This is a genomic window from Olsenella sp. KH3B4 (assembly GCA_900111695.1).
Lineage (GTDB): Bacteria > Actinomycetota > Coriobacteriia > Coriobacteriales > Atopobiaceae > Tractidigestivibacter.
In genome coordinates, this window is sequence record FOHD01000005.1 from 1 (window position 1) to 21,159 (window position 21,159).

Sequence of the window (21,159 nt, forward strand, 5' to 3'; positions counted from 1 at the left end):
GTAGGCGGGGCTCCCCTCGCCGTGGGCGCAGTGCATGCGGGAGGCCCGGTCGGGCATCTCGCGGGCGGCGAGCTCGCCCGCCTCCTCCATGCGCAGCCACCGTCTCAGGTTCCACTCGTTGGGGAACAGCGCGAGCCTGCGGCAGGCCTCCGCCACGCTCATCCCGCTCTGGTGGAACTCCCAGAGTATCCCCTCGCGCTCCTCTTTGGTATACATCCCGGGCTCCCTCCCGGACCGAGAAGGTCCGATCGTTCGTCCGGGGTCCCTCATCCATACGTTCTCATCAAATATTACGCCGGAATCTGCCAACGGGAACGTCTCCGAGTCAATACAAAAGCGCAGCCAGTCTCCCCAGTTGAAGTATAAGGAGACTGGCCGAGCGAGTTTCTGCCTTATCTAATTATCGACGCCCGCGAAGTCCACGGCCAATCGACTTAAGCATCTCTCTGCGCGCGCTTCCCACAGGCGCGATGGGGTCAATGATTTGGCGAATCGGGTTGTCCTCGCCCACCGCTCGCGGAGGCCTTACCAGCTCGTGAAGCTTCTGGGGATACTCATTGTCGATGTAGTTCATCATATGAGACTCGGACCGGCGAGCCTCGAACTCGCTCAGACCGGCAAGTATTGCCTCGTAGAGGGGCGTCTCACGCGCATAGCTCCAAAAGTGCTCGGAGAGGTCAATCCAGCCGTAGGTCCAAGGCTTTGCGGCACCGGCGAAATGCACAATCTTGGGGTTGCGGCACGACGCCAGGTACGCGTCGTAGGCAGCTGCGGGAGCGTTGGGATAGAGCGCCGTCGCCCGATGGAAGATGTCGTTGGTGACGTTCCACGAGGCGTCGAGGTACGTAACCCTCCCCTCGCACTCGGAGTTGAGAATGTCCTGGTCGTTGTAGATGAAGTCGGGGCGCTGGGACACCTTGAGCCACTCGGGAACCGTGTGAAGCTTACGCATCGCACGCGTGTTGAGCACCAGCACGCCTGCCTGGAAGTAGTCATAGGGGTTCTTCATCTTGAGGACCCCGCGGGTGTAGCGCAGGCGATTGCCGTCCGGCAGATTGAGGTTGGCGAGATAGTCAACATCACGTGTTGCTCCCACCAGGTTGTCCCCAAGCTGGGTATCGTAGAGCTCCGCCACATCGCCCTCGACCACGAGGTCGGAGTCGAGGTAGAGAACCTTGTCGTACGCCGAGAGAACCTCCTGCACGAGGAAGCGGTAGTAGGTCTCGACCGAGATATGCTCGTTGTTGGTGTCCAGGTCATAGCCCCTCACCATGCGCCACACGTTAAAGAAGGTGATGCGGGCGTTGGCGTGGCGCTCAAGGTAGGTGCGCATGATGGCCTGGTGGTCTCCGGAGATGTTGCTTGTGAGCACCACCACATCGTAGAAGCGCTTGGGGTTGGCATTTCTCAGCATAGATTCAATTGCAACCGTGAGCACGGGCGCGTAGGCGTCATCGGATGCGAAGACCACAGGGACCACGTTTGGCTCCAGCACGGATTCGCGTTCAACGAAAACGGGGGTAAACGTAGGCTCCGGCTCGGGATGCTCGAAATGGACGCACTGGAGCTGCTTGGTCTTCCACGCAGCCCCCTCGCCCGTGCGCATGGCATGCAGGTACCACACATTGAAGAGCCGCTCCGCCAGGTGGCCGGGGGTGCGCACCGCCTCGCGGCTGTAGGTGGACATGTCCGTCTCGCGTACGAACTCGTCCAACACGGGGAACAGGAACTCGCAGTAGGACGAGAAGATCTCGCGACGCATGATGTACATGTTGCAGAAGCAGGAGCGCTCGCCAGCAAGGAAGGCGTCAAAGTCCTGAGCGTACTCGGGGAAGAGCCGGTGCACGATTGCCGCACAACGATTGAGGTCCTCGATGTGGAGCGCTGGTGCCGCAGCATAGTGTTCACGCGGAGTGGCGAAGTCCCCAGGAAAATCCGCAAGTCGCTTGAAGCCAGTGGTGATTACGTCGTAGCCCTCAATGCAGGAGCGAATGGTCGCATCGTCCAAGCCATAGCGCTTAATCGCATCGTCGTCGATGAAATCATCCATCACCTCGCCATAGGGGTTCTCCTCATAGACATTCGAGGAGAAGTTGAAGTAGCGGCGATAGTGGCAGAAGCCCACATAGGGAGAGGTGGTGTTCTTCCACGCCCAATACTGCGTCGTAAGCTCGCAGTACATGGGATTCTTGTCCGAGATGTTCTCGCCCTCGTCGTCATGGAGCGCCCAGTCAAAGCGGTTGGACTTGTTGCCGGGACCAACCTGGATGGGCTGGAGAATCTCGCTCTTGGGAACTACGACGTCCTTGTGCGTTGTCACGAGAATTCGAATGTCCTGGGAACCAAAGCTGGCCACATGTTCGACATGGGCAATCTGGGAAAGGTGCGTCTCCGCTCGAGCCCGCATGTTTCGCTCACGCGAGTAGTCCACGCGGTCCGCTGATGTGGGGTCGATGGCTTCCTCTGTGCGCTCAGCCAAAGAGCGCAGCAGGTAAAGCCGGTCGTCCGTTGGAGGGAGCTCTCGGGTAGCCACAAAGTGATATGCACGGTCACGCACAAAGCGCCAAAGCTCGCGCGCCGCAGCGGCAGGGCCAAAAGTGTCGGCAAGGTGGGATGCCGCCTGGTCCCACCCGGATGCAGGCACTCGTTCGACAAGATCGTTTGCGAGAAGCTCGAGCATCTTGTGCCGCATGCCAACGAGGGAGGAAGCCAGCTCGGGGCGTGCCTCGGGTGCGGCGTAATCCGCTGTCGCATCGATGCACGCTCCGAACTGATCGCAAAAGTCACCAAAGCGAGCAGCGGTGATGTCACTTGCGCCGGTAACGCCCACGCCGTAGTGGTAGATGTAGCCCCTACACTGCTCAAGACCAACGGACCGCTTCGCCATGTCAGAGACCACGAAGACCTCATAGCCGTCCTCGGCGCGCTCGAGTCGCTCGCTGGTCATAGCGGCAAAGGCGCGCTTCAGGAGGTCCGTTCTATAGAGGCGCTGCGTTGCGCGCCAGTCGACGAGCTGGCCGTGTGATTCATCAAAAATGTCGAGCAGAACGTCTCTGCCTTCACTCACGCCGCTGGGGCGATTGATGAAGCCCGCGAACGAACTAGCGACATCGTCTGTGACGCCGTTCTCGCCTACCACAGTGATGCCAACATGAAAGACGTCTGCATCGTTTGCCCCGGCTGCTTGGTCAAGCTCCGAGAGGAACTCCGGCGCCAGCTCGTCATCACCGTCGAGAAGGAACGACCACTCTCCCGTTGCCGCCTCGACGCCCGTCTTACGCGCCAGGTGAAGGCCGCAGTTCTCGTTGTGATGAATCACACGGAAGCGAGGGTCTGCCTGGGCGTAGGAGTCTGCGATAGCACCGGAGGCGTCCGTGGAGCAATCGTCCACGACGATTGCCTCCCAGCCCTCAAACGTCTGGGCCTTCAGGCTGTCAAGGCAGCGCTCGAGGTAGGCGGCCACGTTGTAGGCCGGGACGATCACGGAGATTCTGGGCATTGTCCCTCCAAAGGACCGCATGTCTGCAGGATAGTTCTTGAGCCATGATACCCGACTAGTCCACGCTCTTCAGGCTCTCCACCATGTCAACGGCGTCCAGCCGGCGGCGCATCGCAAGCATCACGAGCAGTGCGAACGCCATCGTGAGCGCAAAGGCGAAGCCGTAGCTCGCGGCATGGATGGTACGCCCAAACATCACATAGTCGACCTCGGCGGTGGTGACCACGTAGTTCTCGAGCCAGGTCCCCAGAAGCAGGCCAACGGCATCGCCAAGAACCGCGGTGATGGCAATCTCGCGGAAGATGTAGGCGTGCACCTCTCGGCGCGTGAAGCCGAGCACGCGCAGGCTCGCAAACTCGCGTACCCGCTCGGCCACGTTGATGTTGGTGAGGTTGTAGAGCACGATGAAGGCAAGCGCCGCAGCCGAAACCACTAGCACAACCACGACCGCATCCACCACCGAGAGCATTGACCGGTAGAGTTCGATCGTCTCGGACGAGAAGGCCACGGTCGAGACGGCACCCTCGTCGTGGAGCGCCTCGGAGAGGGCGGCGCGCCCCTCCGCGCCAAGCGTGGTTGCCACCAGAACAGTCGAGAAGGACGGATCGGCCGCATCGACGCTCCTCCAAGCCTCACGTCCCACGTAGACGCTGTTCCCCACGTAGTTCTCGCAGACGCCGGTCACCGTGAGGGCATGCCCCTCGCCCGTGGCGTTGCCCACCTCGTCGACGTCGCGAAGCACCACCGCGTCGCCAACGCCAATGCCCAGGCGGGTCGCAAGCTTCTCGGTGATCACGACGGAGCCGTCGTCGAAGGGGATCTCCTCGTGCGTGATGCGGTTCCGCAGCGTCACTGCGCCTTCGAAGGTCGACGCGTCCTGAGGCACGACCACGCTCACGCGCAGCGTGTCCGTGGTGCCGCTGCTGGCGCCGGCGTGCATGGTGACCTCCTGCACGCGGTCCTCGCGCATCACCTGGCCGGTCGAGGCAAGGATCCCCTCCACCGCTGCCATGTCCCCATCGGTCGCGCCGTCCTTGAGGCCAACGGTGGTGTCGTAGTGGACGATGGGCCCGTACTGGCAGTCGATGATGTCCCAGATGGCATCGTGGAGGCCAAAGCCCACCAGGAGTAGCGCCGTGCAGCCCGCCACGCCGGCAACCGTCATGGCAAGGCGCCGCTTGTAGCGGAACAGGTTGCGACAGGTGACCTTCCACGAGAACGAAAGGCGGTCCCAGATGGGACGCATGCGCTCGAGAAGAATTCGCTTCCCAGGCTTGGGGGCAAGGGGCAGCATGAGCTGCGCGGGCGTCTCGCGCAGACTCGAGACCACGGCACCCCACGTTGCAACGAGCGTCACGCCAACGCCCACGCCTCCGGCGAGAAGCGCAACCGAGGGGTCAACGGGAAGAGGCCATCCCATCGCCGGCACGGCGTAGATCACCCCATAGGAAGACATGATGATGAAGGGAAGCGCCTGCGAGAGAACGGCAATGCCCAGCACGGCGCCACCCCCGCTCGCGATGGCGGCGTAGGCGAGGTAGCGCGAGGCGATGCGGCCCTTGGAGTAGCCCAGTGCCTTGAGCGTGCCGATAAGGACGCGGTCGTCCTCGACCATGCGGGTCATGGTGGTGAGCGCGACAAGCGCGGCGACAAGGAAGAAGAAGACCGGGAACACGTTCGCGATGCCGTCCATGCGCCGCGTGTCCTGCATGTAGGTCTCGACGCCCTCGTCCTGCGTTCGGTCGAGAAGGAAGACGTCAGGCTGCTCGAGGGCGTCCACCTGGGCCTGGGCGTCATCGATCTCTGCCTGTGCATCGTCGAGCTGGGATTGGGCGTTCGCCTCTTGCTCCTGGTAGCTGGCAAGGCCCTCCTCGTAGCTTGCCTTGGAACTTGTCAGCTCGTCCTCGGCCTCTGCGAGCTTGGCCGCGTTCTGGTCGAGCACGGCCTGGGCGTCAGCAAGTTGCGCCTCGGCACTCGCCCGTTCCTGGGCGAGCTGGGCCCTGGAAGCGTCGAGCTGGGCCTGTCCGTCCGCAAGCTGCTCCTGCGCCGTCTGGAGCTGCTCCACGCCGGCCAGCGCCTGACTCACCTGGTCAAGGGAAGCCTGCGCAGTAGCAAGCTGCCCGCGCAATGCATCGAGTGTTGCCTGGTTCGCGGGATCGTCAAGCGACTCAAGGGCTGAAATCTGTTGTTCCAGGGCGGCAACGCCAGCGCCCGCTTGCTCCTTCTGAGCAGAGAGCGTAGATGCAGCCTCGTCGAGTGTGGAAGTGCCCGTCTGCTCGAGCATGGTTGCAGTGCCTGACTCCAGCTCCTGACGCTGCTGGTCGAGCGTCGCCTGGTTGGCGTCAATCTGGTCCTGAGCCTCCTGCAGCTGCGAGGTTGCCTCGGCACGCTTCTGCGCGAGCTGGGCTCTGCCGTCCTCCAGCTGCGCCTTGCCGGAAGCAAGCTCCTTCTCGCCGTCCTCTATCTGCAGCGCGGCGTCATCCAGCTGCGACTTGGCATCCGCGAGCTGCGACTCCGCGTCCTCGCGCTTCTGGTCAAGCTGGGCCTGCGCATCGTCCACCTTCGCCTGTGCCTCTTTTCGCAGGTCATCGAGGCGCGCCTGTGCCAGCTCGCCAAGACGCGAGGAGAGCGCCTCCTTTGGAGCCGAGACGGCATCCTCGTAGGAGGGGCTCCCGCTCAAGGCCGCGTCCGCCCCGTCGACGCTCAGGTAAAGCGTGGTCCGGGGATAGTCGTCCGAGAAGGCCGAGGGCAGCACGTAAGCCACCTGCTTCACGGAGCCGTCGCCCAACGTCGTGGTGCCAAACGTGCCCGTGTAGGGGTAGCTCGGCGAACTCATGAGCCCGACCACAGTGAAGGTGCGCACCGAGAGCGTGCCGTCGAGGTCGTCGGTCCCATAGAGGACTTCCACCGTGTCCCCCACCTCAAGGCCTGGCGTAGCCGCGTCGCCATCGAGCAGGCACTCGTCTGCAGCCTGCGGCCAGCGCCCCGCCGTCAGGCGCACGCGGTTGAGGTAGGACACGTCCGGGGATTCGATCTCGTCGTCAGAGACGACCATCGCCTCCTGGGCCGCATTCACATCGAGCGACGTGACGCGCACGGCCATCTGCTCGTTGCCTATGCGCGCCATCACGTCGGCAGAGCTTGCCGGCATGACCGACGTGACGCCCTTGGTTGACGAGACACGCTCGACGTCCTTCTCGGAGAAGCCCTTTGTGGAAACCAGTCGCAGGTCATAGAGGTTGCAGCCATCGAGCCAGAGGTCCGCGGCAAGGCGCATGTCCCGCCCGGACATCTGAAGGCCGGCCAAGAAGCCGCAGCCCAGCGCCACGATGCCCGTGATGGCGAGAAAACGCCCCAACGAACCGCGAATGCTCCTCCACACGCTCTTTGTGAACGAAGAGGCGGCCACCCCTACCACTCGACCTCTGCTGCGTCGAGCGGATGCGCGTTTGTCTCGACGCTCTCGGCACGTCCCTCTCGCACGCGAATCACGCGGTTTGCAATCTGGGTGAAGGCAGAGTTGTGGGTCACGATTGCCACGGTACGCCCGCGCTCGCGACACGTGCGCTGGAGAAGTCCCAGAATCTGCTTGCCCGTCACGTAGTCGAGCGCGCCGGTGGGCTCATCGCAGAGCAGAAGCTTGGGGTTCTTGGCGAGCGCGCGGGCGATGGCAACGCGCTGCTGCTCGCCGCCAGAGAGCTGCGCCGGGAACATGTCCTTGCGAGAGGAAAGGCCAACCTCGTCAAGCACCTCGGCGGCCGTGAGTGGGTCCTCGCAGATCTGGCTTGCAAGCTCGACGTTCTCCAACGCCGTGAGGTTCTGCACCAGGTTGTAGAACTGGAACACGAAGCCCATGTCGTGGCGTCTGTAGAGCGTGAGGTCGTGCTCGGAGAGTCCCGAGACCTCGCGGCCGGCGAGCCGGATGGACCCGGAGGTGCAGGAGTCCATGCCTCCGAGCATGTTGAGCACCGTGGTCTTGCCTGCGCCCGACGGGCCCACAATCACGCAGAGTTCGCCCTCCACGATGTCGAACGACATCCCCGCCACGGCGTGAACCTCGACGCTACCCATGCGGTAGGTCTTGCAGACGTCCCTGAACTCAACGAATGCCATGTCACACGCCCAATCAACGACGGCCTCGGGGTTATCGGTCTACTTCATTATGACCGGGACCGCAATGAATGGCAGGTGACGCCGGGTGAGGCCACGGTCTTGGCCCGTGGGCGGCCCCCTCCTCCTGCTGGCGCTCTCGCTCGGCGAGCATGGCACGATACCCCTTGAGCGGGTCGAACGGCGAGAAAATCTTCGCGCGCTCCGAGAGGGGCATGGGCTGGCGGGTCGATGAAGTTACATGTCCGCTGGTAGCGTTACTCGCCACTTCGGTGGCCCCCAATCTGGAGGTTGCGCTCGCGCGTGGTGGCTTCCGGAAGAAGGTCAACGCCCTTGAGCAGCGAGTTCTTGCCGAACTTGCGTTTCACGGCGCTTATGGCCTCCTGCCTGCGCCGCTCGCGGGCGTCTGCCTCGGGCGTGGAGAAGAGGCTGTCTTGAACGCCAGGCGCGTCCTCGGGAAGTACGCCCGTAGCCGTGAGCCCCAGGCGGTGCACCGGACGCGAGCGATCGACCTCGGCGTCGAAGATGCGCGTTGTCGCTGCGAGGATCTGCTCGCGCGAGTTCGTTGGCACGAGAAGGTGCTCGGTACCGCCAGCAGAAGCAACGGCACGATACCACGCACGTGGGTCGGAGCGGTCACGGATGCCCGCGCGCTCCTCGGCCGAGAGGTCATATCCCACGTACAGATTCACACCGCTGGCAACGATCCGCTGGTCAACCAGGTCGAGTGCGAGGGAGTCTGCCATCTCGCGAGCAATGATGCGCGCACCGGCGAAGTCGCGGTTGCAACCGAGCACCTGCGCCGTCGAGACGGAGTGCGAGCCGGAGCGGTAGGCCTTGATGTCTGCCATGGTGACGGGCTCCACGCCCCAGGCATGGTCGATGAGAATCTCGGCGTCCACGCCAAACTCCCGGTAGAGTGGCTCCGCCGGATACGTGGCAACCTGTCCCATGGTGTGGATGCCCATGGCTGAAAGGCGCTCGGCGATGCCCGGCCCCACGCGCCAGAAGTCCGTGATGGGGCGGTGGTTCCAGAGCGTGGCGCGATAGATCTCCTCGGTAAGCTCGCCCAAGAAGTCCCTGCTGTGCTTGGCGGTGATGTCGAGCGCAATTTTGGCAAGGTAGAGGTTGGTGCCCAGCCCACAGGTGGCGGGAATGCCCGTTGTTCTCACCACGTCCTCGCGGATGCGTTCCCCCAGCTCGCGCGCCGTGCAGCCGTAGAGGTCGAGATAGCCCGTGACGTCCATGAAGGCCTCGTCTATCGAGTAGACGTGGATGTCCTCCGATGCAATCCAGCGCAGGTAGACGGAGTAAACGTCACATGAGCGCTCCATGTAGAGGGCCATTCTCGGCGGCACCATGAGGTAGTCGATGGTCTGGGGAATCTCGAAGACGCGGCAGCGGTTGCGCACGCCGAGCGCCTTCATGGCCGGCGAAACGGCAAGGCAGATGGTCTTCTCCGTGCGCGAGGGATCTGCCACAACGAGGCGCGTGAAGAGCGGATCGAGCCCGCGCTCCACGCACTCGACGCTGGCATAGAAGCTCTTGAGGTCTATGCAGAGGTACTGCCGCTCTTGTGTGCGCGGCGCGGGGACGTCTGCCACGCTATCCCTCGAGCACGATGCGGGGCTTGAGGTCCTCGACGGCGGCGTCTCCCAGGAACCAGCGAACGATCTCGAGGCCAAAGGGAATGGCCGTCGCCATGCCCTTGCTGGTGATCACGTTGCCATCGACCACGGCCGGCTCCTCCGAGAGGATGGCACCGTTCTCGACAAGAACGTGCTGGAAGTTGGGGTTGGATGTGGCGGGGCGGTTCGTGAGGATACCCAGCTCGGCTAGGATGGAGGGTGCGGCGCAGATGGCTGCGACACCCTTGCCAGCCTGGTCGAAGGCCTTGACCGCCTTCGTGAGCGGCTCGCACGCCTTGAGGTTGGGCGTCCCCGGAATGCCTCCGGGGAGCACGAGCATGTCGTAGTCGTCGAAGGAGAAGCCCTCGTCCGCAATCGAGCGGTCGCAGGTGATGGTAACCTGGTGCGAGGAGGTCACGGCATGCTCCGGAGTTATGGACACGGTGTCCACGGGTATGCCGGCACGGAACAGAAGGTCCACGACCGTGAGGCCCTCAATCTCCTCGAGTCCGTTGGCCACGAACACCGCGACGCGCTTGTCGGTCGACTGCCTGAACATGTGCGCTCCTCTCATAAGACAAAGGGAGTTTCCCTTCGTCTCATCATAAGAAGGGCGGCACGCATGCGCGGCCGCCCTCAAAATCCAACAAAAAATGACCGAGGGGAATGCCCCCGCGTCACGCACGCTAGTCCTGATCGTCGATGCCCTTGTTGATGGCGTCAGCAATGACCTGGGCGTCATCGGAGCCACGCACGAGGCTCTTGAAGTCGTCCTTCATAAGGAGGACGGCAGTCTTGGACAGCAGCTTGATGTGCGTGGTGCCAGCCTCGCCAGCGGGGACCAGCAGCGAGATGGCAATGTCGACGGGCTTCTCGTCAAAGGAGGGCCAATCGAGGGCATGATCGTTCTTGAAGACGATGACGGCGGCCTTCTTGATGGAGGCGTCCTTCGCGTGCGGCACGGCGAAGCCGTCGGTCATGCCGGTCTCGCCCATGTCCTCACGGGCGATGAAGGCCTTGTAGACGGCGTCGGCATCATCGGTGACGCCAAGCTCGACAGCCTTCTGGGAGATGAAGCGCAGCACCTCGTCGCGGCTCTCGGCGTGCTGGTTAACGAAGACGTCGTTGGAAGATACGAAATCGCTCACTGGGTGCTCCTTTGGACGTAGGAAAACATGGGCCATCACGCGGACGCGATAACCTCTCTACATAATAGTAGCAGGGAAGCTCAACACGCCCAAGAATCGAATCTGAACGGGGAATCGTCAGAGCTTGGGCAGGTCCATCCCAATCGCCAGGAGCGAGAAGACCCTGGCCGCAGCGAGACGATAGTTCCTCTCGGCGTGCGCAAGTGCTTCCGCCACGTCACCGCAGTCGATGACCGTGGGCACGAGCGCATCCACCCCCAAGTCCATGAGGTCCGAGGCTCCGGGGTCCATGCCGCCCACTACGGCTACGCAGGGCACGCCCGCCCTCTTGCAGCGAGCTGCCACGCCCGAGACCACCTTGCCGTGAGCCGACTGCGCGTCTGCGTGACCCTCGCCGGTGACGCAGAGATTGGCGCCGAGAAGTGCCTGGCCAAGCCCTACGACATCGAGGACCCAGTCGATGCCCGGAACTGACTCCGCCCCAAGGAAGAGGCGGGTCGCCGCGCCGAGGCCACCAGCAGCACCATCACCCGGCTTGTCTGCGGCGCGCCTCAGAGTCCGCTCGAGGACTCGGACGTAGGAGGCCATGCCCCGCTCGAGCTCCTCGACCTGCTCGGAAGTTGCCCCCTTCTGCGATGAGAACACACGAGTTGCCCCGCGTGGGCCAAGGAGCGGGTTGTCAACGTCGCAGAGCAACCGGAAGCTTGCCCGCGAGACGAGGGGGTCAAGCCCTGAGATGTCAATGCTGGCCACGCGGCCGAGGTCTGCGCCGGTACCTTGGAGTTCTCCGCCTGCGCCGTCGAGGAACCGCACGCCCAGCGCGCGCATGGCTCCCATGCCGCCGTCGTTTGTTGCGCTGCCGCCAATGGCGAGCGTTACCTCGGCGGCACCGTTGCGCAGCGCGTGGAGCACGAGCTGCCCCGTGCCGTACGTGCTCGTGAGCATGGGGTTTCTCTCCGCGTGCGTGAGAAGCGGCAGTCCCGAGGCAGCGGCCATCTCGATGATGGCACGGTTCCCGGGGAGCATGCCGTAGATTGCCTCGACCGGTCTGCCAAGGGGGTCCTCGACAGTCGCGTCGATGCGAGATCCTCCGAGAGAGGCAACTACGGCATCGACGGTCCCCTCTCCTCCGTCTGCCACGGCAAGCCTGGTGCAGGACACGCCGGAAAACACGCGCGTGGCCTCCTCCTCGAGAATGGCAGCCGCGCGAGCAGAGCTGATGGTGCCCTTAAGCGAATCGGATGCAAAGACAAATCTCATGTGCGCTCCCCCTCTGTTACCTCTCTCGTCGCTACACGCCAGGCACTTGACACTGTCAAAGAGAGAGTCCTTCCGCAATAGCACGCCGGACCCTCACTATCATCTTCCCCATATTGGTTATAAGAAGCGGGCCGCCCAAGGAACAGAGGCGGCCCGCGTCACATACCGTTTGTCTACCTTGCGTTTTTGAGAATGTTCACGATATCCTCGACGTGTAGCTTCATGAAGTTGCCAGCATGATCGCCACCACGCGCCTCGACGGCACCCTCGGCCATCTCCTGAATTTGCTCGTTCGTGGGATTAACCCCCAGCTCATGCAGATTTGTGGGCATCCCGATGGAATGGCACCACTGATCCCAAGCCTCAATACCGCGCAGGCCAGTCGCCATGGGATCGTGGAAGTCGTTCTGAACGCCCCACACGTTGACGGCAAACTGGGCAAAGCGCTCGGGATCAACATGGATAACGTACTTAGCCCAGCTAGACCAAATTGCCGTGAGTCCGGCACCATGGGCAACGTCAAACATTGCGCCAATCTCGTGCTCGATAGCATGGCAAGCAAAGTCGCCCACCCTGCCAAGCCCCGTAAGTCCATCATGAGACTTGGCGCCTGCCAGCAGCAGATTTGCACGTGCTGTATAGCTCGTGGGATGGGCAAGGGCCTCGGGAACCATGGTCTTGACGGTGCGGAGAAGACCCTCTGCAATCTCGTCGGTGAGCTCTACGTCACGCTCGGTCGTGAAGTATCGCTCCATGGTGTGCATCATGATGTCAGCTCCAGGCGCAGCCGTCTGGTAGGCAGGCAGCGAATAGGTAAGCTCAGGGTTCATGATGGCAAAGAGAGGACGCGCGCACTCATGGTTGTAGGAGCGCTTGAGAGTCTTGGGACCCATTGTGTCAATATCGATGACTGCCGAGTTCGACGTCTCAGAACCGGTACCCGCCAAGGTCGAGATGGCGCCAATCTTTGCAATCTTGTCCGTCGAGACCTTGCCAAGGAATAGGTCTTCCAGGTCAAAGTCATTCGCAAGGCCATAGGCGATTGCCTTGGAGGAGTCAATAGCAGACCCACCTCCAATGGCAAGGATAAAATCGACGTCCTCTTGCTTGCAGAGTTCGACACCCTTCTTGACCAAGGAAAGACGCGGGTTGGGCACAACACCGTCAAGGTCTACGTATGTAATCCCCGCGTCCTCAAGCCCCTTGTGCACACGGTCGAGAAGGCCGGTGGTGCGAACGTAGTCCCCACCCCAATGGATGAGTGCCTTATGTCCGCCAAACTCCTTGATGAGCCTACCGGCTTCATTCTCAGTTCCCTTGCCAAACAGAATCTTTGTGGGGACGAGATACTCAAAGTTGACCATTATCGGTTCTCCTTTCGTGCTTCAGCGTTTGCATCTAGTCCTTCGTGAAGTACATCGAGATGCCCTGTCCGCCTCCGATGCACATCGAGACCATCGCATCACGCTTTTCGGTGCGAGCGAGCTCATAGGCACACTTAATGACGAGGATGGCACCAGTAGCTCCAATGGGGTGCCCCAGAGAAATCCCGCCACCGTAGATGTTGAGCTTCTCGGAGTCAAGGCCAAGATCGCGGCTCACGGCAACCGACTGAGAAGCGAATGCCTCGTTAAGCTCAAACATATCAATTGCTTGCGCATCAATTCCGAGCTGGTTACAAAGCTGGGCCGTGGAGAAGTAGGGGCTGTAGCCCATGAGGGTAGCATCATAGCCCGCAACGGCCCAGCCACGGATGGTCAGCATGGGAGCACATCCCAGCTCCTCCGCCTTCGAGCGCTTCATCATAACCACGGCGGCAGCTGCGTCGTTCAAGCTCGAGGAGTTACCTGCGGTTACAGTACCCGTGCCATCTGTCACAAAGCAGGGCTTGAGCTTGGAAAGACTTTCGACCGTCACGCCCTCACGCGGGCCCTCGTCGGTGTCGAAAACCGTCACGGCGCCATGGCGACCCTTGATCTCAACGGGAACGATTTCGGTCTTGAAAACACCGGAAGCAACTGCATCACACGCGCGCTGCTGCGAGCGAGCGGCGAAAGCATCCTGCTCCTCACGGCTTACGCCAAACTTCTTAGCAACGTTCTCGGCAGTAATTCCATTGTGGTTTCCGTCAAGCGGCCAAACGAGGGCGTCGATGACGCCATCCTCGAACTGCTTGTGGCCCATGCGCGCACCCCATCGCGCCGACGGCACATAGTATGGAAGTGTGGAGAGGGACTCCGCGCCGCCTGCCACAACCACGTCGCGGAAGCCCGTCTGAATCTCCTGAAGACCGTCAGCAATTGCCTGAACAGACGAACCGCACTGGCGGTTCACGGAATACGCGGTGCACTCGTTGGGCATCCCTGCCTTGAGGGAAATCGCGCGAGCAAGAAAACCATTGGGACCCCAACCACCAACGTTGCCAATGATAACCTCGCCCACCTTGCTCGGGTCAACACCGGAGCGCTTGACCGCCTCTTTGACCGCAATGGCCCCCAGGTCAATGGTGGGGACGGTCTTAAGACTTCCACCAAACTTGCCGATAGCCGTACGTGCGCCCGCAACAATCACGACGTCATCGGGGTTCTTTTCAAACTGCCTGTTGCTCATTGGTCTTTCCCTTCGTAGTGTCTGTCTTGAACATGGAGGAGCTACGCCAGCGACTGAACTTCTCTACTCGTAGTCATAGAAGCCATGACCGGTCTTCCGACCAAGCTTGCCGGCGTCCAGAAGCTCCTTGAAAACGGGAGCAGGACGGTACAAATCATCGTGGTCATAGCCTTCGTAGAGATTCATGAGTGAGGCGTACACCACGTCGATGCCCGAGAAATCCATGAGCTCGCAGGGACCCATCGGGTGGTTGCATGCCAGCTTCATTGCAGTGTCAACGTCCTTGGGAGAAACGCCCTCGGAGACGAGCCAGGCACCCATGTTCTCGTACGGGTTGATGATTCGGTTGACAATGAATCCAGGTGTGTTGGGAGCGTCCACGGTCGTCTTGCCGATGGCCTCAGCAAACTCCTTGGCCTTCTCGTACGTCTCCACAGAGGTCTTCTCGCCACGAACCAGTTCGACGAGCTTCATAACGGGTGCGGGATAGAAGAAGTGCATCCCCATAACCGATGCTGGGCGCTTGGTCGCCGAGGCAATTTGGTCGATGTCGATGCCGGATGTGTTGGTCAGAAGAACTGCATCCGCATCGGCAACCTCGTCTACCTTCTCGAAGGTCGACCGCTTGAAGTCGAGTCGCTCGGGAACGGCCTCGATTACATACTTGGCGCCGACAAGCTCACCGTAGTCTGTCGAGTACGTAAGGTTACCAAGGATGGTGTCACATTCCCCCTGGGTAATCTTGCCCTTTGTAACCTTCTTCTGTACAAGCTTGTTGACAAGCGCCTTTGCCTTATCGAGCGGCTCCTGGGCAATGTCGATGTTCACGACCTGGAAGCCAGCAGTCGCGCACGCCTGGGCAATACCAGCACCCATGAGCCCGGACCCAATAACAGCAACCTTTATAGTATCCATCTCTGAATCCTTTCCGTGAGTATCCAAAGCTTGATAGCGATAGTCCAACGGCCTACTTTTTGCCGAAACTCTCCAGGAGCCCACAGGGCCCGTCCTGAACAAAGAGACTTGGACTCATAGTCTTGAGATCGTCTGCGACGATGGGATCGAAATCCATCATGTCTAGAACCTGCGTCTTGAGGTCGATGCCAGGGGCAATCTCGACGAGCTTGACCCCCTCTTGCACCAGTTCAAAAACAGCGCGCTCGGTTACGACGACCACTCGCTGGCCGCTCTTGCGAGCTCGTGGGCCATTGAAGGAGATCTGCCGCACGTGGCTGACCATCTTCCTCACGGCACCCTCTTTGAGGATGTGCAGTTCGTTGCCATCAAAGGAATACTCGGCACCCTTGGCCGTGAACGTTCCAAGGTAGACAACGCACTTCGCATTCTGGGTGATGTCGACAAAGCCCCCTGCGCCGGTGCACCTCTCGCCCATCTTGGTTGAGTTGGCGTTTCCCTCTCCGTCAAGCTCTCCCAGCCCCATGTACGTGACGTCAACACCAGCCCCGTCGTAGTAATCGAACTGCTCGGGATGGCTCACCATGGCATAGAGATTCTGGCCTATGCCAAAATCGATGCCGCCGAGTTGCACACCGCCATAGATGCCGCTCTCGACAGTAATCATGACCTTGTCGGAAAGGCCCTCCTCAGCACAGACCCGTCCCACCATGTCGTTGGGGATGCCTGTGCCGAGGTTGACGACGCAGCCGGGGTACAGCTCCTGGCACCCTCGCCGTGCAATGAACTTACGCACGTTGAACGGAGCGGGATCAATCGCGGCCATCGGTCGCCTGAGCTTTCCCACATACGAGGGGTCGAAGTAGATTGAGGAAGTCATGCGATGGTCTTCCTCGGGATTGGGGCAAACCACCACCTTGTCAATAAACACGCCAGGAACCGTCACGTCCTTGGGGTTGAGCGTGCCGGTTTGGGCAACGTCGCGTACTTGGGCTATGACCTGCCCGCCATAGCGCTTGGTTGCGAGAACCGCGTTGAAGACCTCCAGCTTCATGGCTTCGTCCGTGGTGGTCATGTTGCCCATCTCGTCGCAGGTGGTACCGCGGATAAGAAGGGTGTCGATGGGTACCTCGTTGTACATCATGTATTCTTCGCCATGGTAGGTGACGACTTCAACGATGTCTGGCTCGCCTTTGGTTCGCTCGTTCATCTTGCCGCCCTCGATACGCGGATCGATGAAGGTGCCCAGACCAACCTTGCTCATCTTTCCTGGCAGTCCGCATGCCATGGCTCGGTAAAGCTGGGCAATCTGCCCCTGTGGGAGGCAGTACGCGACTACCTTGTTGCTCGCAATCATGTCCATCCACTTGGGCTGGAGGCCCCAGTGCGAGCCGATGATGCGCGTCACGAGTCCCTCGTGCGCCAAGTGCTGAATACCACGGGCCCTATCAGACTGGCCGCACGAGTGCAGAAGGGTAAGGTCGCGCGGATGTCCGGTCTCGATAAACCGCTTCTCAATCGCCTTAAGGTTGGACTCAGAGGCGGAGACGAGCGTCATCCCAATTGTGCAAATGGTTGTCCCATCTTCGATTGATGCTGCCACCTCCTCGGGAGCGACAAAATTTGCCCGAAGGTCCCTGTTAGCCATGAATCAAACCTTTCTCGGTGTTTTCTCCAAAAGCGACTGGCGAACTAGCTCAAGTGCAGCGCGCCTATCAGGCTTTTCGCCTCTCGTCTGAGGTATTTCATCCGCAAACGCAACGTGGACAGGAATCTTGAAGTGAGCAAGCCTCCCCTTGAGTGCCAGCTTGACCTCGTCCTCTGTGACGTGCGACCCCGTCTGTCTTACGCACAGGGCAACGGGAACTTCTCCGTAGAGGTCATCGGGCATCCCGCAGGCACAGGCCCCATTGATTCCCGGAACCTCGCAGAGTACCTCCTCAAGGGCAGAGCACCACACCTTCTCGCCGCCGCGGTTGATCATGTCCTTCTTGCGGTCGACTATCCAAATCATGCCCTCACTGTTTGCGTAACCCATGTCTCCCGTAAGGAGCCATCCGCCGGGGAGCAGGTCGCTTGACTCATGGTGAAAGTAGCCCTCGGTAACGCACGCACCGCGCAGGGCAAGCTCGCCCACCTCTCCAACGGGAACCTCATGGTGATCTTCATCGAGAAGAACGGCGTCAACTCCGGGAATCGGCTTTCCCGTAGCACCCGCATAGATTGAGGTTGCAGAATCCCAAGGAAAGAGGAGCGCTGGCGAGCTTGTCTCGGTCATGCCATAGACTACCTGGAACGTAGCCGTAGGCATCCACTCGTGGAAGGCACGCATCTTTGACACCGGCTCATAGCTCGATCCGGAGAGCATGGCGCGCACACTTGGGAGGGAGGGGAAGTCCGACCTCAGAGGCAGAAGCTCGGCAAAGCTCGTCGGGGATCCGTGGAGGTAGGTTATCCCCTCGTCACGGATGCACTCGAGCACCCTCCTAGCATCGAACCTGCGATGGAGGAACACGGTTCCCCCAACGTAGATGAACTGTGCCAAGAGAGCAATCAGACCCGTAACGTGATAGATGGGGATGGGGACAAGGCAGGAATCTGCCGGAGTCGTTCCCATGAGCCTCTGGTAAATCATGGTAGCAAATACGAGGTTGTAGTTCCTAAGAACCACCCCCTTCGCTGCTGAGGTTGTTCCGCTCGTAAACATCATGACTGCTGGATCCGATGGACTTCCAGAGCCGTTGGCGGCAGGATAGGAATAGCCGCAGACCCCATCGAAACCATAGCCATGCTCAACATCACGGGACCAGATGCACTTTTCTGGATCAACGGGGAGACTCGCCGCCCAGCCCTCGAACTCCTCGCCAGCAATCATGGCGCTTGGTTTGGCGATGTCCAGGAGCGAAGCCACCTCGCGCACACGGTACTTGGTGGGTATCGGCACACAAACAGCACCGAGCTTCGATATGGCATATAAGGCAACCACAAACTCGAGGTCTGCGTGCATGAGAAGAGCGATGAGCGAACCGTGCCCAAGGCCCTTCTCGGAAGCAAGGTAAGCAGCAAAATCATCCGTCAGGGAGAGGAGACGCTCGTAAGTCGTTGGACGTCCCCAGTCATCAACAACGGCTGTAGCTTGGGGATTAGAGGAAGCTGATTGCACGAGCTGATGGTAAAGACTGGGTGCCATGTCATCGAAGGCGTACATCGTTCTGCCTGATACGGAATGTGCCGACATTCCTCGCTGAAGCGTCATGCTCCAGCAATCCTTCCCGGATATCATCTTTGACCACCTCCAAGATGCATTGGTGTTCCTGCAATCCACTTCCAAAGACCTGCGAGCATAGACGGGGCTAGTCCGTTGCCTCAAGCGTCTCAGTACCGAATTGGTAGCGGTTGGACGATCCAAACAACCTCATGTAGTGCCTGAGCCAATCGGAAGCCTTGCTCTCAACGGCACGAGAGAGAAGCATGTAGTCGGGCTTCTCCTCGGCGGCAAGCTCTTCGCGCAAGCCGCGAACGTACGCGGCAGAATAGTCAGTCCAAAGGTTTACCTTGTTTATGCCGCCATCGACGGCCTTCTTGAAGTTCTCGTCCCCCGAGCCAGATCCACCATGCAAAACCAACGGATAGTTTCCAACCGCATGCTTGAGCTCCTTCAGGCGCTCAAAGTCTAGTTTGGGAACAAAGTCTTTAGGGTAGTTGCCATGTGCGGTCCCAATGGCAACGGCCAGGGCATCGCACCCGGTCCTCTCGATGAATTCGACGGCCATGTCCACATTTGTGTACATGTCCGCACTGCGGCCGTCACCAGCCGCAGCCTGTCCGACGTGTCCAAGCTCCGCCTCGACACTCACTCCATGGGCGTGGGCGAGAGAGACTATCTGAGACACGCGGCGAACGTTCTCCTCAAACGGAAGGCTTGAGGAGTCAACCATGACTGACGTATAGCCAGCCTTAATGCACCGGCAAATGTCCTCGAACTCGATTCCATGATCAAGTTGAAGGGCAACGGGCACGTCGAGGGGTTCTGCAGCAGCGCGCACCATTGCAGCAGCAACCTCTGGGGCAATGTGCATGTTCATCTGCCTCGGCGAAATGTCGATAAGGACGGCAGAGTGCTCCTCCTGCGCTGCCATGAGAGCGGCCCTTACGGTATTGAAGTCCGGGCAGTTGGGAGCTGGAACAGCATAGTTGTTAGTGCTCGCATGCTTGAGCATTTCGCTAACTGAGACGTACATGGAATAATCCTTCCGATGTTTGAGCCAGCCTGTCTCTCCGGCTGTACACCAGCGAATGTGGGAATGCCCTGAAAGAATGGAGGCGCCCGCAGGCGCCTCCATAACATCGCTCTTGGTTAACCCAACAGCTTGTCGAGGACACCGTTCCGTCCCATCTCCTGCTCTTCTGCAACAGGCTTGCGAAGGAGGAAATACAGGACACCAGTAACCATTGCGCCGATGAACCAGAACAGAACGAACTGAAGCGGGTTACTCATAAGGGCAATTACGAACACACCGCCGTGAGGGGAGGGGGACTCGAGACCGGTCATGCCTGCCAGGCCACCGGAAATCGCACCGCCAATCATGCAGGGAACGAGGCAGCGCCAGGTGTCCTGCACCAGGAACGGAATGACATACTCCTGGATGTAGCAGCACGCGAGGACAATGCCGGAGATGGTGGTATCGCGCTCCTGCTGGGTAAACTTCTTCTTGCCCGTGAAGCGATCGATAATCTGCGCGATGCAAATGCCAAGCGGGTTCTGCATGCCGCCACACATCTTGCAGGCGGTAGGACCATAAATGCCGTCAGCATTGAGACCGTTGGTCACGAGGGCAACTGCCTTAGAGATGGGGCCGCCCTGGTCAATCGACATGCCAGCGCCAATAGCAGCGCCAAAGACAAAGCCGCCAACACCCTGCAGGTTGGTGAGAGCAGAGGTGATAATCCCCATAAGCCAGCTAATGGGCACACCAATCACATACCACATAAGCAGAGACGTCGCCGCAGTCGCCACAACGGGAATGATCAGAATTGGGAAAATCGACTGAAGCGAATCGGGCACGTTCTTAGAGAGCCCTTTCAGCCATATGACAAGATACCCAGCGATGATGCCGCCGAGAACTGCACCAAGGAAGCCGGCCTTAATGGTGTTGGAAATGACGCCGACGGCAAAACCTGGAGCAAGACCGGGCTTATCAGCCATCGCATATGCAATGTAGGCGCCGATGATGGGAACGCAAACGTTAAAGATGGCGCTACCGATGGCATACACGACCATTGCCGGCGTGTACTCGGTGTAGGCAAGGCCCGCCATCTCATTACCAACGTTATATCCCCCCATTGCCTTCGCGATGCCCCAGAGCACACCGCCGCCAACGATAAAGGGAATCATATAAGAGATGCCAGTCAACACTGCGTCCCACACAAACGCACCTTGAGACTGCTTCTTGGCACCCTTGCGCTGAATCTCGGCCATCTAGCCAATCGCCTCCAATAGCTCCGCCACGACTTCCGCGGCCTTGTCCTTTGTCATGACTTCCTTGGTCTTGCAGCTAAGCGTGGGAACCGGATCAAAGCGCTCCTTGCCCTTGATCTTGACGTCTGCGGCGACGATTGCACCGTCCGCACGAGCAATGTCCTCGTCAGTAATGACATGCTCGGCACCAGTTGCCCCTTGGGTCTCAATCTTTGCCTCACAGCCAGCCTCCTCCAGAGCCGCGCGAAGAGAGTCTGCTGCCATGAAGGTATGCGCAATGCCAATCTGACAAGCGGTGACGCCCACGATGTACTTCTTCTTTGCCATCTGTCTTTCCTCCTCTCCCGTAACACTCGTGCTTGAACATCCCTCATGCGCTTGCGTTTGTGCCGACCATTAATGGACGGCCTCGCATGGCTGAATCATATTTCCTTCACAGTATTTGAGGGCTGAAATCCCCTATTTGGTATTGCTTACATGTTTTCACCATTATTTGTTCTTATTTTTGTT

General features: G+C 60.1%; 16 protein-coding genes. All 16 read right to left on the reverse strand.

Annotation, left to right across the window (positions count from 1 at the left end; genetic code table 11):
• A partial coding sequence (locus BMX94_RS05665) for a transposase (RefSeq protein WP_143052275.1) occupies positions 1-216 on the reverse strand: 216 nt, incomplete at its 3' end.
• Between the two features lie 184 nt (positions 217-400).
• Complete coding sequence (locus tag BMX94_RS05670; RefSeq protein WP_091004664.1) at positions 401-3,499, reverse strand: DUF4422 domain-containing protein; 3,099 nt, start codon at positions 3,497-3,499, stop codon at positions 401-403.
• 55 nt (positions 3,500-3,554) lie between these two features.
• Complete coding sequence (locus BMX94_RS05675) at positions 3,555-6,857, reverse strand: FtsX-like permease family protein (RefSeq protein ID WP_286160040.1); 3,303 nt, start codon at positions 6,855-6,857, stop codon at positions 3,555-3,557.
• Between the two features lie 53 nt (positions 6,858-6,910).
• On the reverse strand, positions 6,911-7,612 hold the full coding sequence (locus BMX94_RS05680) for an ABC transporter ATP-binding protein (protein WP_091004668.1): 702 nt from the start codon (positions 7,610-7,612) through the stop codon (positions 6,911-6,913).
• Positions 7,613-7,866: 254 nt separating this feature from the next.
• The gene (locus tag BMX94_RS05685) at positions 7,867-9,213 is read right to left on the reverse strand and encodes a Y-family DNA polymerase (RefSeq protein WP_091004669.1); all 1,347 of its coding nucleotides are present in this window, start codon (positions 9,211-9,213) and stop codon (positions 7,867-7,869) included.
• Between the two features lies 1 nt (position 9,214).
• Complete coding sequence (locus BMX94_RS05690; RefSeq protein WP_091004670.1) at positions 9,215-9,796, reverse strand: DJ-1 family glyoxalase III; 582 nt, start codon at positions 9,794-9,796, stop codon at positions 9,215-9,217.
• Positions 9,797-9,923: 127 nt separating this feature from the next.
• The gene (locus BMX94_RS05695) at positions 9,924-10,385 is read right to left on the reverse strand and encodes a fructose PTS transporter subunit IIA (protein ID WP_091004672.1); all 462 of its coding nucleotides are present in this window, start codon (positions 10,383-10,385) and stop codon (positions 9,924-9,926) included.
• Between the two features lie 117 nt (positions 10,386-10,502).
• A complete protein-coding gene (locus BMX94_RS05700) occupies positions 10,503-11,645 on the reverse strand; it encodes a glycerate kinase family protein (RefSeq protein ID WP_091004674.1) in 1,143 nt (380 codons plus the stop codon).
• Positions 11,646-11,818: 173 nt separating this feature from the next.
• Positions 11,819-13,009, reverse strand: a complete 1,191-nt coding sequence (locus BMX94_RS05705; protein ID WP_091004676.1) for an iron-containing alcohol dehydrogenase — start codon at positions 13,007-13,009, stop codon at positions 11,819-11,821.
• A 34-nt stretch (positions 13,010-13,043) separates the two neighbouring features.
• Positions 13,044-14,255 carry a thiolase family protein gene (locus BMX94_RS05710; protein ID WP_091004678.1) on the reverse strand — a complete coding sequence of 404 codons (1,212 nt, stop codon included), beginning with the start codon at positions 14,253-14,255 and terminating at the stop codon, positions 13,044-13,046.
• A gap of 63 nt (positions 14,256-14,318) precedes the next feature.
• Complete coding sequence (locus BMX94_RS05715) at positions 14,319-15,170, reverse strand: 3-hydroxyacyl-CoA dehydrogenase family protein (RefSeq protein ID WP_091004680.1); 852 nt, start codon at positions 15,168-15,170, stop codon at positions 14,319-14,321.
• Between the two features lie 52 nt (positions 15,171-15,222).
• Positions 15,223-16,818 carry an acyl CoA:acetate/3-ketoacid CoA transferase gene (locus BMX94_RS05720; protein ID WP_091004682.1) on the reverse strand — a complete coding sequence of 532 codons (1,596 nt, stop codon included), beginning with the start codon at positions 16,816-16,818 and terminating at the stop codon, positions 15,223-15,225.
• A gap of 3 nt (positions 16,819-16,821) precedes the next feature.
• Positions 16,822-18,426: a class I adenylate-forming enzyme family protein gene (locus BMX94_RS05725; RefSeq protein ID WP_177171346.1), complete on the reverse strand. Its 1,605-nt coding sequence runs from the start codon at positions 18,424-18,426 to the stop codon at positions 16,822-16,824.
• A gap of 97 nt (positions 18,427-18,523) precedes the next feature.
• Positions 18,524-19,411: a class II fructose-bisphosphate aldolase gene (locus BMX94_RS05730; protein ID WP_091004686.1), complete on the reverse strand. Its 888-nt coding sequence runs from the start codon at positions 19,409-19,411 to the stop codon at positions 18,524-18,526.
• Positions 19,412-19,527: 116 nt separating this feature from the next.
• Complete coding sequence (locus tag BMX94_RS05735; RefSeq protein ID WP_091004688.1) at positions 19,528-20,649, reverse strand: PTS fructose transporter subunit IIC; 1,122 nt, start codon at positions 20,647-20,649, stop codon at positions 19,528-19,530.
• On the reverse strand, positions 20,650-20,976 hold the full coding sequence (locus BMX94_RS05740; RefSeq protein ID WP_091004690.1) for a PTS fructose transporter subunit IIB: 327 nt from the start codon (positions 20,974-20,976) through the stop codon (positions 20,650-20,652). It lies immediately after the preceding gene.
• Positions 20,977-21,159 lie beyond the last annotated feature (183 nt).

Excerpts from the sequence above, each read along its gene's own strand:
- BMX94_RS05680 (WP_091004668.1), bottom strand. The coding sequence starts at position 7,612 with ATGGCATTCGTTGAGTTCAGGGACGTCTGCAAGACCTACCGCATGGGT.
- BMX94_RS05730 (WP_091004686.1), bottom strand. The coding sequence starts at position 19,411 with ATGTACGTCTCAGTTAGCGAAATGCTCAAGCATGCGAGCACTAACAAC.
- BMX94_RS05690 (WP_091004670.1), bottom strand. The coding sequence starts at position 9,796 with ATGTTCAGGCAGTCGACCGACAAGCGCGTCGCGGTGTTCGTGGCCAAC.
- BMX94_RS05700 (WP_091004674.1), bottom strand. The coding sequence starts at position 11,645 with ATGAGATTTGTCTTTGCATCCGATTCGCTTAAGGGCACCATCAGCTCT.
- BMX94_RS05720 (WP_091004682.1), bottom strand. The coding sequence starts at position 16,818 with ATGGCTAACAGGGACCTTCGGGCAAATTTTGTCGCTCCCGAGGAGGTG.
- BMX94_RS05670 (WP_091004664.1), bottom strand. The coding sequence starts at position 3,499 with ATGCCCAGAATCTCCGTGATCGTCCCGGCCTACAACGTGGCCGCCTAC.
- BMX94_RS05705 (WP_091004676.1), bottom strand. The coding sequence starts at position 13,009 with ATGGTCAACTTTGAGTATCTCGTCCCCACAAAGATTCTGTTTGGCAAG.
- BMX94_RS05725 (WP_177171346.1), bottom strand. The coding sequence starts at position 18,426 with ATGACGCTTCAGCGAGGAATGTCGGCACATTCCGTATCAGGCAGAACG.
- BMX94_RS05715 (WP_091004680.1), bottom strand. The coding sequence starts at position 15,170 with ATGGATACTATAAAGGTTGCTGTTATTGGGTCCGGGCTCATGGGTGCT.
- BMX94_RS05735 (WP_091004688.1), bottom strand. The coding sequence starts at position 20,649 with ATGGCCGAGATTCAGCGCAAGGGTGCCAAGAAGCAGTCTCAAGGTGCG.
- BMX94_RS05740 (WP_091004690.1), bottom strand. The coding sequence starts at position 20,976 with ATGGCAAAGAAGAAGTACATCGTGGGCGTCACCGCTTGTCAGATTGGC.
- BMX94_RS05710 (WP_091004678.1), bottom strand. The coding sequence starts at position 14,255 with ATGAGCAACAGGCAGTTTGAAAAGAACCCCGATGACGTCGTGATTGTT.